The organism is Streptomyces sp. NPDC029152 (assembly GCF_055564355.1).
This window is the reverse complement of sequence record NZ_JBVHWR010000005.1, coordinates 225,949-239,438: the sequence shown is the minus strand read 5'-3', so window position 1 is coordinate 239,438 and position 13,490 is coordinate 225,949. Positions and strand designations below refer to the sequence as shown.

Annotated in this window: 13 protein-coding genes; 10 read left to right on the top strand and 3 right to left on the bottom strand. The window is 72.6% G+C overall.

The features are described from left to right. Positions 1-2 precede the first annotated feature (2 nt). Together ACZ4V6_RS13350 and nudC are read left to right on the top strand one after the other, a co-directional pair. Complete coding sequence (locus ACZ4V6_RS13350) at positions 3-1,415, top strand: dipeptidase (protein WP_467826122.1); 1,413 nt, start codon at positions 3-5, stop codon at positions 1,413-1,415. Between the two features lie 160 nt (positions 1,416-1,575). Beyond that, the gene (gene nudC / locus ACZ4V6_RS13345; RefSeq protein ID WP_467826119.1) at positions 1,576-2,520 is read left to right on the top strand and encodes an NAD(+) diphosphatase; all 945 of its coding nucleotides are present in this window, start codon (positions 1,576-1,578) and stop codon (positions 2,518-2,520) included. A gap of 75 nt (positions 2,521-2,595) precedes the next feature. Here the strand turns inward: nudC and ACZ4V6_RS13340 are convergent, their stop codons facing one another. Next, on the bottom strand, positions 2,596-2,838 hold the full coding sequence (locus ACZ4V6_RS13340; RefSeq protein WP_161168532.1) for a mycoredoxin: 243 nt from the start codon (positions 2,836-2,838) through the stop codon (positions 2,596-2,598). 167 nt (positions 2,839-3,005) lie between these two features. Here ACZ4V6_RS13340 and ACZ4V6_RS13335 point away from each other — a divergent pair, with 167 nt between their 5' ends. The 4 genes from ACZ4V6_RS13335 to ACZ4V6_RS13320 all read left to right on the top strand — a co-directional run bounded on the left by ACZ4V6_RS13335 (position 3,006) and on the right by ACZ4V6_RS13320 (position 6,565). Further along, complete coding sequence (locus ACZ4V6_RS13335) at positions 3,006-5,204, top strand: ATP-dependent DNA helicase UvrD2 (RefSeq protein ID WP_467826116.1); 2,199 nt, start codon at positions 3,006-3,008, stop codon at positions 5,202-5,204. 165 nt (positions 5,205-5,369) lie between these two features. Continuing rightward, complete coding sequence (locus ACZ4V6_RS13330) at positions 5,370-5,702, top strand: hypothetical protein (RefSeq protein WP_467826113.1); 333 nt, start codon at positions 5,370-5,372, stop codon at positions 5,700-5,702. A 174-nt stretch (positions 5,703-5,876) separates the two neighbouring features. Next, the gene (locus tag ACZ4V6_RS13325; protein WP_100568176.1) at positions 5,877-6,245 is read left to right on the top strand and encodes a WhiB family transcriptional regulator; all 369 of its coding nucleotides are present in this window, start codon (positions 5,877-5,879) and stop codon (positions 6,243-6,245) included. Continuing rightward, entirely contained in the window at positions 6,242-6,565 is a 324-nt protein-coding gene (locus ACZ4V6_RS13320; protein ID WP_467826110.1) for a hypothetical protein, read from the top strand. The genes ACZ4V6_RS13325 and ACZ4V6_RS13320 overlap by 4 nt, the downstream gene beginning before the upstream one ends. Before the next feature lie 104 nt (positions 6,566-6,669). On the opposite strand, the gene ACZ4V6_RS13315 is transcribed toward ACZ4V6_RS13320, so the two are convergent. Beyond that, positions 6,670-8,067: an ABC1 kinase family protein gene (locus ACZ4V6_RS13315; protein WP_467826107.1), complete on the bottom strand. Its 1,398-nt coding sequence runs from the start codon at positions 8,065-8,067 to the stop codon at positions 6,670-6,672. Further along, positions 8,060-9,274, bottom strand: a complete 1,215-nt coding sequence (locus ACZ4V6_RS13310) for a TOMM precursor leader peptide-binding protein (protein WP_467826104.1) — start codon at positions 9,272-9,274, stop codon at positions 8,060-8,062. Before ACZ4V6_RS13310 ends, ACZ4V6_RS13315 begins: the two co-directional genes overlap by 8 nt. A gap of 254 nt (positions 9,275-9,528) precedes the next feature. On the opposite strand from ACZ4V6_RS13310, the gene ACZ4V6_RS13305 reads away from it, so the two are divergent. The 4 genes from ACZ4V6_RS13305 (at position 9,529) to ACZ4V6_RS13290 (ending at position 13,455) form a co-directional block, all read left to right on the top strand. Then, complete coding sequence (locus ACZ4V6_RS13305; RefSeq protein ID WP_467826103.1) at positions 9,529-10,125, top strand: M48 metallopeptidase family protein; 597 nt, start codon at positions 9,529-9,531, stop codon at positions 10,123-10,125. A 135-nt stretch (positions 10,126-10,260) separates the two neighbouring features. Then, the gene (locus ACZ4V6_RS13300) at positions 10,261-11,988 is read left to right on the top strand and encodes a TerD family protein (protein WP_467826101.1); all 1,728 of its coding nucleotides are present in this window, start codon (positions 10,261-10,263) and stop codon (positions 11,986-11,988) included. A gap of 13 nt (positions 11,989-12,001) precedes the next feature. Next, positions 12,002-12,682 carry an AIM24 family protein gene (locus tag ACZ4V6_RS13295; protein ID WP_467826098.1) on the top strand — a complete coding sequence of 227 codons (681 nt, stop codon included), beginning with the start codon at positions 12,002-12,004 and terminating at the stop codon, positions 12,680-12,682. A gap of 17 nt (positions 12,683-12,699) precedes the next feature. After that, a complete protein-coding gene (locus tag ACZ4V6_RS13290) occupies positions 12,700-13,455 on the top strand; it encodes an AIM24 family protein (protein WP_467826096.1) in 756 nt (251 codons plus the stop codon). Positions 13,456-13,490 lie beyond the last annotated feature (35 nt).

Genomic DNA, 13,490 nt, shown 5'->3' with positions numbered 1-13,490 from the left:
GCATGAGCCACCCCGTTGACAGTGCCGTCAGCGCCGTCCGTACGTACATCGGGCACCACCGCGCCACCTTCCTCGACGACCTCGCCGAGTGGCTGCGCATCCCGTCCGTGTCGGCCCAGCCCGACCATGCGGCCGACGTACGCCGCAGCGCCGACTGGCTCGCCGCCAAGCTGAAGGAGACCGGCTTCCCGACCGCCGAGGTCTGGCCCACCGCGGGCGCCCCGGCCGTCTTCGCCGAGTGGCCCTCCGGCGATCCCGCGGCACCGACGGTCCTCGTCTACGGCCACCACGACGTGCAGCCGGCGGCCCGCGAGGACGGCTGGCACAGCGACCCCTTCGAGCCCGTCGTCCGCGACAACCGCCTCTACGCGCGCGGGGCGGCCGACGACAAGGGCCAGGTGTTCTTCCACACACTCGGCGTCCGCGCCCACCTCGCCGCCACCGGCCGCACCGCACCGGCGGTGAACCTCAAGCTGCTGATCGAGGGCGAGGAGGAGTCCGGCTCCCCGCACTTCCGCGCCCTCGTCGAGGAGCACGCCGAGCGCCTCGCCGCCGACGCGGTGATCGTCTCCGACACCGGCATGTGGTCCGAGGACACCCCCACGGTCTGCACCGGCATGCGCGGCCTCGCCGAGTGCGAGATCCGGCTGCACGGACCCGACCAGGACATCCACTCGGGCTCCTTCGGCGGCGCGGTCCCCAACCCGGCCACGGCCGCCGCCCGCCTGGTGGCCGCCCTGCACGACGAGCACGCGCGCGTGGCGGTCCCCGGCTTCTACGACGGCGTGATCGAACTCACCGACCGCGAACGCGACCTCTTCGCCGAGCTGCCCTTCGACGAGGGGCAGTGGCTGCGCACGGCCAAGTCGTACGCCGCCCACGGCGAGGCCGGCCACACCACCCTGGAGCGCATCTGGGCCCGCCCCACCGCCGAGGTCAACGGCATCGGCGGCGGTTACCAGGGCCCCGGCAGCAAGACGATCATCCCGTCCTCCGCCATGGTGAAGCTCTCCTTCCGCCTGGTCGCGGGACAGGACCCCGACCACGTGGAGAAGGCCGTCCGCGCCTGGGCGGCCGAGCAGGTGCCGGCCGGCATCCGTTGCGAGATCACCTTCGGATCGGCCACGCGCCCGTGCCTGACACCGCTGGACCACCCGGCGCTGCAGTCCGTGGCCCGCGCCATGGGCCGGGCCTTCGGGAAGCCGGTCCGCTTCACCCGCGAAGGCGGATCCGGACCGGCCGCCGACCTCCAGGAGGTCCTCGGCGCACCCGTGCTCTTCCTCGGCATCTCCGTCCCGTCCGACGGCTGGCACGCCCCGAACGAGAAGGTCGAGCTCGACCTTCTCCTCAAAGGTGTCGAAACCTCCGCCCACCTGTGGGGCGACCTGGCGGAGCACTGGCGCCACGCACCCTGAGCCCCCGCCCGGCCCGGGCCGGGCCGGCATCCCGTGCGCGGCACACCGAAAGGGCCGTCCCGCACCGCCGATCCCTCCCGGCCCGGTCGCCACCCGCCGTACGACCCGCTGAACCGCCTGCCGAACCACCAACCGCTCACCGGGGGAGTTGGAAGCACCCGTGACCACCTGGACCGACCACACCGCCGACCGTCCCATCTCGCTCACCGCCCCGAACGGCATCGACCGAGCCGCCCACCACCGGCTCGACGAGGCCTGGCTCGCGGCGGCCTGGAGCCACCCCTCGACGCGCTGCTTCGTGGTCTCCGGCGGCCAGGTCCTCATCGACGAGACGCCCGACGGGCGCACCGAACTCGTCATGACCCCCTCCTTCGAGGCCCCGCTCACCGAGGCGCACCGGTACTTCCTGGGCACCGACGAGGACGGCGTCAGCTACTTCGCCCTCCAGAAGGACTCCCTGCCCGGCCGCATGGACCAGTCCGCGCGCCCGGCGGGGCTGCGCGAGGCCGGCCTGCTCCTGCCGCCCCGCGACGCGGCCCTGATGACCCACGCGGTCGCCCTGGAGAACTGGCAGCGCCTGCACCGGTTCTGCTCCCGCTGCGGCGAGCGCACCGTCATCGCCGCGGCCGGCCACATCCGCCGCTGCCCCGCCTGCGGAGCCGAGCACTACCCGCGTACCGACCCCGCCGTGATCATGGCCGTCACCGACGCGGACGACCGCATCCTGCTCGGCCGCCAGGTCCACTGGCCCGAGGGCCGCTTCTCGACGCTCGCCGGTTTCGTGGAGCCCGGGGAGTCCATCGAGCAGTCGGTGCGCCGCGAGGTCTACGAGGAGGCGGGCATCGCCGTCGGCCCCGTCGAGTACGTCGCCAGCCAGCCCTGGCCCTTCCCGTCCAGCCTCATGCTGGGCTTCATGGCCCGCGCCACCTCGACGGACATCAACGTCGACGGCGACGAGATCCACGAGGCCCGCTGGTTCTCCCGCGAAGAACTGGGCGCCGCCTTCGAGTCCGGCGAGGTGCTCCCGCCCTACGGCATCTCGATCGCGGCCCGTCTGATCGAGCTCTGGTACGGCAAGCCGCTGCCGACCCGCGGCCTGGTCTGAGACGGAACACACGGAACACGGCGAAGGGGCGGCTCCCCGTACGGGGAGCCGCCCCTTCGCCGCGCACCGAGCCGCTCAGGCGCCGATCTTCTGCTTCACCTGCGCCAGCGACGGGTTCGTCAGCGTCGAGCCGTCGGGGAAGAGCACGGTCGGAACCGTCTGGTTTCCGCCGTTCGCCTTCTCCACGAACGCGGCGGAATCCGGGTCCTGCTCGATGTTGATCTCGGTGTACGCGATGCCCTCGCGGTCCATCTGGCTCTTCAGCCGACGGCAGTAGCCGCACCACGTGGTGCTGTACATCGTCACAGTGCCCGGCATGTCTCTCGCGCTCCTTCGGCGGCTCGGGGATGAGGTCGCAGGGGGAGAACGTCCGCGGCGGCGCCGCCATTCCCGGCGCGTGACACTCGTCGCATCAGTACGACCATCGGTGCGCGCCTGTGGACAACCCGACGCACCCGTCTCCCCCGACCTGGCAGCATGGCGGTGTGACAGCAGCAACGCACTCCCCCCTCTTCCCGCAGGTACCGGACTCGGCCGACGCGGTGCTCGAAGGGCTCGACCCCGAGCAGCGCGAGGTGGCCACCGCCCTGCGCGGCCCGGTGTGCGTGCTGGCGGGCGCCGGTACCGGCAAGACCCGGGCGATCACCCACCGCATCGCCTACGGGGTGCGCGCCGGGATCCTCCAGCCCTCCAGCGTGCTCGCCGTCACCTTCACCAACCGCGCCGCCGGAGAGATGCGCGGCCGGCTGCGCCAGCTCGGCGCGGCCGGCGTCCAGGCCCGGACCTTCCACTCGGCGGCGCTGCGTCAGCTCCAGTACTTCTGGCCGAAAGCGATCGGCGGCTCCCTGCCCCGGCTCGTCGACCGCAAGATCCAGCTCGTCGCCGACGCGGCCGCCGCCTGTCACCTGCGTCTCGACCGGGGTGAGCTGCGCGACGTCACCGCCGAGATCGAGTGGGCGAAGGTCACCCAGACCGTTCCCGCCGACTACGCCCCCGCCGCGGCCAAGGCCGGCCGCGAGGCGCCCCGCGACGCCGCGGAGATCGCCCAGCTCTACTCCGCCTACGAGGACCTCAAGCGGGAGCGCGGCGTCATCGACTTCGAGGACGTGCTGCTGCTCACGGTGGCCGTCCTCCAGGACCGGCACGACGTCGCCGAGCAGGTCCGCGCCCAGTACCAGCACTTCGTGGTCGACGAGTACCAGGACGTCAGCCCCCTCCAGCAGCGTCTGCTGGAGCTGTGGCTCGGCGACCGCGACGACGTGTGCGTCGTCGGCGACGCCAGCCAGACGATCTACTCGTTCACGGGAGCAACCCCCGACCACCTGCTCGACTTCCGCGTCCGCCACCCCGGCGCCACCGTCGTCAAGCTGGTCCGCGACTACCGCTCCACCCCCCAGGTAGTCCACCTCGCCAACGGCCTGCTCGCCCAGGCCCGCGGCCGGGCCGCCGACCACCGCCTGGAGCTGGTCTCCCAGCGCCCCGCGGGCCCCGAGCCCGTCTACACCGAGTACCCCGACGAACCGGCCGAGGCCGAGGGGGTCGCCCGCCGTATCCGCGAGCTCGTCGACTCGGGCGTCCCCGCCGCCGAGATCGCGGTCCTGTTCCGCACGAATTCCCAGTCCGAGACCTACGAACAGGCCCTCGCCGATGCCGGCGTCCCCTACCAGCTGCGGGGCGCGGAACGCTTCTTCGACCGTCCCGAGGTGCGCAAGGCCGGCAGCGCCCTGCGGGCCGCCGCGCGCTTCGGCGGCAACGACCACCTCCTCGACGACGCCGTCGACCTGCCGTCCCAGGTGCGTGCGGTGCTGTCGGGGGAGGGCTGGACACCGCAGCCCCCGGCGGGGTCCGGCGCCGTCCGGGAACGCTGGGAGTCGCTGGCCGCCCTGGTCTCCCTCGCCCGGGACTTCGCCGCCGCCCAGCCGGGTGCCACCCTGGGCGACCTCGTCGCGGAACTGGACGAGCGGGCGGGTGCCCAGCACCCCCCGACCGTGCAGGGCGTCACGCTCGCCTCGCTGCACTCGGCCAAGGGACTGGAGTGGGACGTCGTCTTCCTGGTGGGCGTCGTCGAGGGCATGATGCCGATCACCTACGCAAAGACCGACGAGCAGATCGAGGAGGAACGCCGCCTCCTCTACGTCGGCGTCACCCGCGCCCGCGAACGCCTGCACCTCTCCTGGGCGCTCGCCCGCTCGCCCGGCGGCCGCCCGAACCGCCGCCCCAGCCGGTTCCTCAAGGGACTACGGCCCGGCTCCGCCCCGGCCGGCGCACGCGCGTCCGCAGGCGGTCCGGGCGGTGTGGAGCGCGGCTTCGGACGCGTCACCACGGCCGCCGCACCACGGCGCACCCGGCGGACCCCGGCCCGCTGCCGGGTCTGCGGCCGCACGCTCACCGAGGCCGGCGAGATGAAGCTGATGCGCTGCGAGGACTGTCCGTCCGACATGGACGAGGGCGTCTACGAGCGGTTGCGCGAGTGGCGGGCGGTCCAGGCGGGGCGCAGCGGGCAGCCCGCGTTCTGCGTCTTCACGGACAAGACGCTGATGGCGATCGCCGAGTCCGTGCCGGAGGACGAACACGAGCTGGCGAGGATCCCCGGGGTCGGGGCACGCAAGTTCAACCGCTACGGAGCCGACGTCCTGGCCATCTGCGCAGGCCGGGACGTTGCCGGGCTTGACGGCGAGGACTGATCCGAACTCGTCGGAAAAATAGTTTGCGCATGCCCCGGGAATCCCCATAGGTTCTTGGTCACGGGGAACAGCGGCCTTCCCGGAGGCCCTGCACCCGTGTTGTACTTGCATATCCGTGGACTGGCTCGCGCCGGTCCCCCGAGACGCCGAGAGGAGGCGATTCCAGTGATCAGCATCAACATCAGCACCACCGCCGGTTCCACCGCCAAACTGACCGATCGCTCGGCCGCCTCCCTGCGCATGCTCGGCGTTTCCAACCCGGGCACCGGTCTGTCCGGCATCGGTGCCGTGCGTCCGGCGTCCCTCCCCGTCGCTCCCGCGGGCCTCCCTGTCCGTGAGCGCGATGAGCGACCGACCAAGGCACTGGAAGCAGCAGTAGTGGCACAGGCTCAGGCCTATGCCTTTACGGCGACCGGTGCCGGATTCCGGAAGCAGACGACGCAGCACCACCTGATGTGGGCCTTCCGTGGGCCAGAACCCTGGAGTGATCCAGCCTGATCGTCGATCAGGCCGGCGCCTTCAGGGCCGCGGAACCCCATCCGGGATCCGCGGCCCTTCTGTTTTCCCCGAACGGGGGACGACAGCACGAAGGAGCCTCGGGACAAGAAAAGAACCCGGTACCAAGCCGCACCCGGCCGACCGGCCGGAACGACCAGACGAGGAAGACCAACCGTGCAACTCGAAGCGCACGCCCCGTCCGTACCGCCTTCCGACACGATCCCCAAGCCCGGCCTCACGGAGGACCCCGCCTTGACCCCGCTCACCGCGCTCACCGCGCTCGACGACGCCATCGAGAACCTCGGCGTGCCCGTCCCCTGCCGTTCCTACGACCCGGAGGTCTTCTTCGCGGAGTCGCCGGCGGACGTCGAGTACGCCAAGTCCCTCTGCCGCACCTGCCCGCTGGTCGAGGCCTGCCTGGCCGGTGCCAAGGAGCGGCGTGAGCCCTGGGGCGTCTGGGGCGGGGAGCTGTTCGTCCAGGGTGTCGTCGTCGCCCGGAAGCGGCCCCGTGGCCGCCCGCGCAAGAACCCGGTCACAGCATGAACATCACCGGAACGATCGACCGCCCCCTCACGCACGACCCCAAGAAGCAGGCCCCGATGAAGCCGTCCGCCGACGAGATCGCAGGCACCGCGCCTGAAGACTTCACCACCAGCGACGCGAAGGACTCGCGTCAGAACAGGACCCGTGAGATGCAACTCATCCCAGAAGCCCTGGCGCGTGCGCATATGCACGAGCGCCTGCACGAGGCCGAGCGGGAACGCCGGGCCATGCGCCTGGCGACCGCCCGCCGGATGCAGCGCCGGGCCGAGCGCGCCTCGATGCGCGCCCGGCGTGCGCTCGCCATGGCGGTCATGCAGTAACCGATCACACCCGAAGCGGTGGCCTCCCTCCAGGAGGCGAAGCCTTCCCCGTGGGGGCCGGTCCGTCCGAGCGGACCGGCCCCCACGGCGCGTTCAGCCCCGGCTCACGCCTCGGCGGCCGCTTCCTCCGCCTCGGCCTCGCGGTCCTCGGCCTCCTCCTCGGCCTGGTCCTCGGGGACGAAGCCCGCGAGCCACTCCTCCAGCTCCTCGCGCAGCCGCACCGTCGCGCCCAGCTGGCACAGCACCCCGATGGTGCTCAGGGTCACCCGGTGGATCAGGAGATAGGCCGGAGGCAGGTTGAGCTGCTTGGCCAGCTGATAGGCGGGGGAGCGGGGATCGGCGATCCTGGCCGCCTGGCTCCGCATCCAGCCGCGGGTGAAGGTGAACTCGTCCACCCGGGCCGGCTCGATGATCGGCAGGAGGTAGTCGAGGACGGCACCGGGCTCCAGCTCTATCGACTCCTTGACGAAGCCCTCCTCGCAGAGCATCTCGTAGACGGCCTCCGCCTCGCCGTCCAGCGTCATGCGCAGCGCCTCGCCGATGGGCTCCGGCAGTCCGCCCGGGAGACGGTCGACCGTGCCGAAGTCCAGAACACCCAGCCGCCAGTCGTCCTCGCCCTCCGGCCCGCCGGGCAGCAGCCGGAAGTTCCCCGGGTGCGGGTCGGCGTGCAGAAGGCCGGTGCGGGCCGGACCGGAGAACAGGAAGTGGGCCAGGAGCTGGCCGGCCCGGTCCCGCTGCTGCGGAGTGCCGTCCGCGATGACCTCCGACATCGGGATGCCGTCGATCCACTCGGTGATCAGAACCTGCTGGCACTCGTGGACCACGTCCGGCACCACGATGTCCGGGTCGTCCGCGAACTCCTCGGCGTGGGCGCGCTGCGCCTGTGCCTCCAGGTCGTAGTCCAGCTCCTCCGCGACCCGGTCCTTCAACTCCGTGATCAGCGGCTTGATGTCCATGCCGGGCACGAGCGGGCCGAGGAGACGGGCGAAGCGGCTGAGCTGGTTCAGATCGGACAGCAGGGCCTCGCCTGCGCCCGGGTACTGCACCTTGACGGCCACCTCGCGGCCGTCGTGCCACACCGCCCGGTGCACCTGGCCGATCGAGGCCGCCGCGGCGGGCTTGTCCTCGAACTCCAGGAAAAGGTCGGGCCAGTCCTCGCCGAGCCGCTCCGTGAGCACGGCGTGCACCGTGCGCGTCGGCATCGGGGGAGCGGCCTCCTGGAGCTTGGTCAGCGCCGCCCGGTAGGGGCCGGCGACCTCCTCCGGCAACGCCGACTCGAAGACGGACAGGGCCTGCCCGAACTTCATCGCGCCGCCCTTCAGCTCACCGAGCACCTTGAACAGCTGCTCCGCCGTGCGCTGCTGGAGCTGCTGCCCGACGATCTCCGCGGACTCGCCCACGATCCGCTTGCCGAGTCCCCAGGTCGCCCGCCCGGCGAAGCCGAGCGGGAGCGCGGCGAGCTTGGCGGTCCGGGTGACCGCCTTGCGCGGAAGATCAGACATGCGCCCTCCAAATCCCAGCCGGCCGCGCCGCCTCTGCCTCACGGCGGACTTCGGCTGACGGCCATTGCCCAGCCATTGTCGCGCGCCGGTCCCCGTTCCCGGAGGTGTGTTCCTGCTTACCTTTGCCGGCGGCTCCGCACGGGCACGCGGGATGCGGCCGGACCGGTCGCGTGCGCCACCGCAGAGCGGGCAGCGAGACCTCCCAGCGCGCGTCGGCACTGGACGGCGTGCGGCCGTCGAGGAAGGCGAGGGCGTGGGCCGCCGCCAGGCCGGCGACGGTCGTGGCCAGTGCCAGGTCGCAGGGCGGCGCCTGGCGCTGCCGGCCGGAGCGCCACTGCGCGACCAGCCGCGGCCAGACCGGGTCGCGGTCGGCGCGGTCCGCGTGCAGGCAGCCGGCGCAGCCCGTCTCGCCGGGCAGGACGAGAGGGCCGACGACGCCCGTCCCCTCCACGACTCCGGCGTACAGATGGGGTGTGCCCGATGTCATGAGGGAGTCGGCGTGGGCCGGATCGGGCGCGTGCGTCGCGACGTCGTCGCGCGGGGCGAGGACCACCAGGGAGAGGCCCGGGCCGCCGCCCTCGGGCGGGGACGCGGGGACGCGGCGCGGCGGCCGGCCCGGGGCGGCCCGGCGCACGGCCCGCCGGGCCGCCTCGTCCCGGCGGTCGCCGACGGCCTCGGCGGGCAGCCCGCCCGGGGTGACGTCCCACGGTTCGACGCGTCCGGTGTCCCGCACGTCGATCTCGCCGACGCCGGCCCCCGACAGCAGGCAGGCCAGCACGGCGCCCACCCGGCCCGCGCCCCGCACCCGCACCCGCATCGCGCGCCGGGCGGCCAGGTGCCGGATCGCGTCCCCCGGCCGGGAGGTCGTCAGGGACAGGGACGCGAGGTCGGGGCGGAGCCGGTCGAGGACCTCCTTCTTCTCCCGCAGGGCGTCGGCGGCCGGCCCGCCGCCCCGGGAGTCGTCGAGGAGCCCGGCCCCCGCCAGCCGTTCCACCAGCCGGTCGACATGGCCGTCCGGGAGGTCCATGCGACGCCCCTCCTCGCGCAGCAGCGCCGGCCCGCGGGTGCCGTTGAGCAGTTCGAGGAAGCTGCCCGTCGCCGTGTCCACCGGGCGGAGCGTGAGCGCGTGCGCCGGCGTCATCCCGAACTGCACGGTGTTGAGATCGCGCCAGCCGCGCCTGAGCGCGGGCTTCACCATCGGATGCATGACTGAACCCCCGTAAGTCGCCGTAAGTCCCGTAAGTCTCCGAGACGTCCCCGTGCGCCGGCGGTGACCGGTCGCGTGGTGGCCGTGCGGTCGGCCACGGGTCCGTCGGCGAGTGCCAGCATGCCCGGATCCGTCGCGGGGCGTCGAAAGTTGTCCACAGGCGGTGGGTGTTCGTCGTACAAGCTGTCGTGCGGATCGGCGCGGAACCGTCTGGGAGCCGGGACTTCCCCGTGCGCAGCGGGTAACGTCGGGGCGTGTCCGCCGACCCACTGCACCGCGCCGGAGCGCCCCAGCGCGCGCCGGTGAATCCGCCGCCGAGCGGCACGGGGGCGAGCGCGATCGAGGTTCGCAGGAGCACCCGTCGACGCCGGACGGTCTCCGCGTACCGCGAGGGCGACCGCACCGTCGTGCTCATCCCCGCCCGGATGTCCGAGGCGGAGGAACGACGCTGGGTGAGCGTCATGCTGGACAAGCTGGCCGCCCAGGAGAGCAAGCGCGTCCTCGGCGACACCGAGCTGGCCGAGCGCGCCGAGCGGCTGTCGTCCCAGTACTTCGCCGGCCGGGCCCGGCCCGCCTCGGTCCGCTGGGTCACCAACCAGAACACGCGCTGGGGCTCGTGCACCCCGGCCGAGGGCAGCATCCGTCTGTCGCACCGCCTCCAGGGCATGCCCGAGTACGTCGTCGACTACGTGCTCCTCCACGAGCTGGCTCATCTGCTCGTCCCCGGGCACGGGCCCCGTTTCTGGCGGCTGCTGGAGGCGTACCCGCGCACCGAGCGGGCCCGGGGCTACCTCGAAGGCGTGGTCGCCGCCGACCGGCTGCCGCACGTGCCCGGCGCCAGAAGCGAGTGACACGGCCCGGGGAAGGCGCCCGGTACGGGCGGGCGCGGGTTCTGTACCGGGTCTGTACCGGCATCGTCCGGTGTCCGGTTTTGCCGTTAGCCTGACGCGACGCACTCGCATTCGGATGGGGGACGGTCGTAACGCATGGCCAGGGAATTCCAACGCGGCCACAAGGCCAGGATCAGTGACCTCACCGCGGGCACGGATCTGTACGTAGGCGTGCAGATCTCCGGCCCCGGTCTGACCTTCGACATCAGCTGCTTCGGACTCGACGCCGACGAACGGCTCTCCGACGACCGGTACTTCGTGTTCTTCAACCAGCCGAAGTCCCCCGAGGAGTCCATCCAGCTCCTGGGTGCGCAGGCGGGTGACACGGAGTCCTTCCGGGTCACCCTGGACCGGATTCCGCCGCAGATCAAGAAGCTGTCCTTCACGGCGACGATCGACGGCGCCGGACAGATGTCGCAGGCCGGCCCCGGCTACATCCGGATCGTCGCGGGTGGTGAGGAGGTGGCCCGGTACCCGTTCAGCGGGTCGGAGTTCTCCACCGAGCGGGCGGTGATGCTGGGCGACTTCTACATGAAGGACGTGTGGCGCTTCGCCGCCGTCGGGCAGGGCTTCGACGGCGGTCTCGAGGCGCTGCTGAGGAACTTCGGCGGCGAGGTGGCCGAGGACGAGGCCCCCGCGCCGCAGCAGGCGCAGCAGCCGCAGACCGGTGCCGCCCCGGGCTTCGCCCCGCCCGCCCAGACCTCGGCCCCCCCGGCCTTCGGCGCCCCGGCTCCGGCTCCCGCCCCCGCACCGGCTCCCGCGCCCACCCCGGCCCCGGCTCCCACCCCGGCCCCGGCTCCCGCTCCCGCCCCGGCTCCCGCGCCGCAGCCCGCACAGGGGTTCGCGCCGCCGCCCGGGGCCACGCCGCCCCCGGCGCCCGTGCCCGACGTGCACGCCGCGCCGACCATCGTCGCGCCGCTGCACACCCCGCCCGGCGGTTCCCCGGTGCCGCCGCCGGGCCCGGTCCCCGCGCCGTACGGCCAGCCGCAGCCGTACGGCCAGGTCCCCGGCCAGACCGCCCCGCCGCCCGGCTACGGCCGGCCGCACGTCCCCCAGGCCCCGCCCCCGCCACCCGGCTACGGCCACCCGGCCCCGCCCCCGGGACACGGCCGGCAGGCGCCCCACGGTGCCCCGCAGGGCATGCCCCAGGGCGCTCCGCAGGGCCCCGGTGTGGCCGCCGCGCTCCAGCAGTTCCGCGAGACGGCGACCGGGCAGCGCTGGACCCAGCAGAACAAGAAACTGGTCCGCGTCGACCTCGGCGTCGAGGGACAGCCCGTCCTCGCCCGGCAGGGCAGCATGGTGCTCTACCAGGGCAAGGTCGACTTCAGCTACAAGGGCGCCGGATTCGCCGGCCGGGTCGTGGGCAACGCGACCGGCCAGGAGATGCAGCTGATGCGCTGCTCCGGCAAGGGACAGGTGTTCCTCGCCGACAACTCCGCGATGCTGCACCCCATCGAGCTCCAGGGCGACGCCGTCTGCGTCTCCGCCGAGAACGTCCTCGCCTTCGACGAGGGCCTCCAGTACGAGGTCCGCCGCATCGAGGGACACGGCATCCCCGGCGGCGCGCTGTTCACGATGCAGTTCCAGGGCACCGGCACGATCGTCGTCAAGACCCGCGGCGTGCCCGTGGTGCTGCCGGTCACGCCCACGACGTTCGCCGACTGCAACGCCGTGGTCGCCTGGTCGGCCGCCGCCCAGGTCGTCGTCTCCAGCCAGGTCCGGATGCGCCGCAACTCCTACGCGGGCGACACCGGGGAGAGCGTGAACCTGCAGTTCCGGGCGACCCCCGGCAACTTCGTCGTCGTCCAGCCGTACGAGATCTGAGGGAGAGCCCGACATGAACCAGCCGCTCGCGGGCTACGCCCCCGCACCGGTCACCGCCCGCATGGAGAACCACGGCAACCACATGCTGAAGGTCGCCATGCAGACCGGCAACGACCTCTTCGCGCGCGTGGGCTCGATGGTCGCCTACGAGGGCTTCGTCCAGTACGAGCCCAACCCGCCGGCCGTGCGCCAGATCGCCAAGGACTGGATGACCGGCGAGGGCGCGCCCCTGATGAAGTGCTCCGGTGACGGTCTGCTGTACCTCGCCGACTACGGCGCCGACGTCGTCGTGATCAACCTCAACGGCGACGGCATCTCCGTCAACGCCACCAACCTGCTCGCCTTCGACGCCCACCTCACCTGGGGCGTGGAGCGGGTGAAGGGCCTGGCGAAGTTCGCCGGGCAGGGCCTGTGGAACACGAAGATCTCCGGCCAGGGCTGGGTGGCGCTCACCTCCCGCGGCAAGCCGGTCGTCGTCGACTGCGGCGGCGGCGAGGACGAGACGTACGTCGACCCGGACGCGCTCGTCGCCTGGTCCCCGAACCTCAAGGTGAAGGGCAAGCGCAGCTTCAAGGCGCAGTCGCTGATCGGCCGTGGCAGCGGCGAGGCCTACCAGATGGCCTTCTCCGGTCAGGGCATCGTCGTCGTCCAGCCCAGCGAGGACAGCACCGACCGCCTTCGGATCCGGGGCTGAAGGGGAGCCAGAACACCATGCAGAGCCCGCTTTTCGCCTACCACGACCAGCAGACCCAGGAAGCCTGGAGCCTGCAGAACAAGCACATGCTCCGCGTCGCGCTCCAGGGCCACGACGACGTGCTCGCCCGCAAGGGCACGATGGTCGCCTACCAGGGCCTCGTCGAGTTCGACGCCGAGTACCAGAGCAACAACCAGTCCCGCGCGCGTGCGCACACCGGCGAGGGCCTGGACCTGATGCGCTGCCACGGGCAGGGCACCGTCTACTTCGCCAACCTCGCCCAGTACATCCACGTGATGGAGGTCGAGCAGGACGGTCTCACCGTGGACAGCGGCTACGTCCTGGCCATGGACTCCTCCCTGCACCACGAGGTCGTCGCCGTCGACAGCCTGTACGGCATCTCCGGCTCGGGGAAGTACCAGCTCAACATCACCGGCCGCGGCAGGGTCGCCCTGATGACCTCGGGCGCCCCGCTGCTGATGCAGGTGACGCCCGACAAGTACGTCAACTGCGACGCCGACGCGATCGTCGCCTGGTCCACCGGTCTGCGCGTGCAGATGCAGGCCCAGACGCACTCCTCCGGAGTGTGGCGGCGCCGGGGCAGCACCGGTGAGGGGTGGGAGCTCAGCTTCATGGGCAGCGGCTTCGCGCTCGTACAGCCCAGCGAGCTGCTGCCGCCGCAGAACGCCCAGATCGGGTCGGGCCTGGCGGCGCAGTACGGCATGGGGCAGCAGGGAGCGCGCGGTCAGAACCAGGGCAACGTCTGGAGCTGAGCGCTCCGCGGTGGGGCCGGGGAGCCCGGAGGACC

Bases quoted from the DNA above. Each gene is read 5' to 3' on its own strand.
- ACZ4V6_RS13315 (WP_467826107.1), bottom strand. From the start codon at position 8,067: ATGTCTGATCTTCCGCGCAAGGCGGTCACCCGGACCGCCAAGCTCGCC.
- ACZ4V6_RS13310 (WP_467826104.1), bottom strand. From the start codon at position 9,274: ATGCATCCGATGGTGAAGCCCGCGCTCAGGCGCGGCTGGCGCGATCTC.
- ACZ4V6_RS13340 (WP_161168532.1), bottom strand. From the start codon at position 2,838: ATGCCGGGCACTGTGACGATGTACAGCACCACGTGGTGCGGCTACTGC.
- ACZ4V6_RS13320 (WP_467826110.1), top strand. From the start codon at position 6,242: ATGAACATCACCGGAACGATCGACCGCCCCCTCACGCACGACCCCAAG.
- ACZ4V6_RS13350 (WP_467826122.1), top strand. From the start codon at position 3: ATGAGCCACCCCGTTGACAGTGCCGTCAGCGCCGTCCGTACGTACATC.
- ACZ4V6_RS13295 (WP_467826098.1), top strand. From the start codon at position 12,002: ATGAACCAGCCGCTCGCGGGCTACGCCCCCGCACCGGTCACCGCCCGC.
- ACZ4V6_RS13290 (WP_467826096.1), top strand. From the start codon at position 12,700: ATGCAGAGCCCGCTTTTCGCCTACCACGACCAGCAGACCCAGGAAGCC.
- ACZ4V6_RS13300 (WP_467826101.1), top strand. From the start codon at position 10,261: ATGGCCAGGGAATTCCAACGCGGCCACAAGGCCAGGATCAGTGACCTC.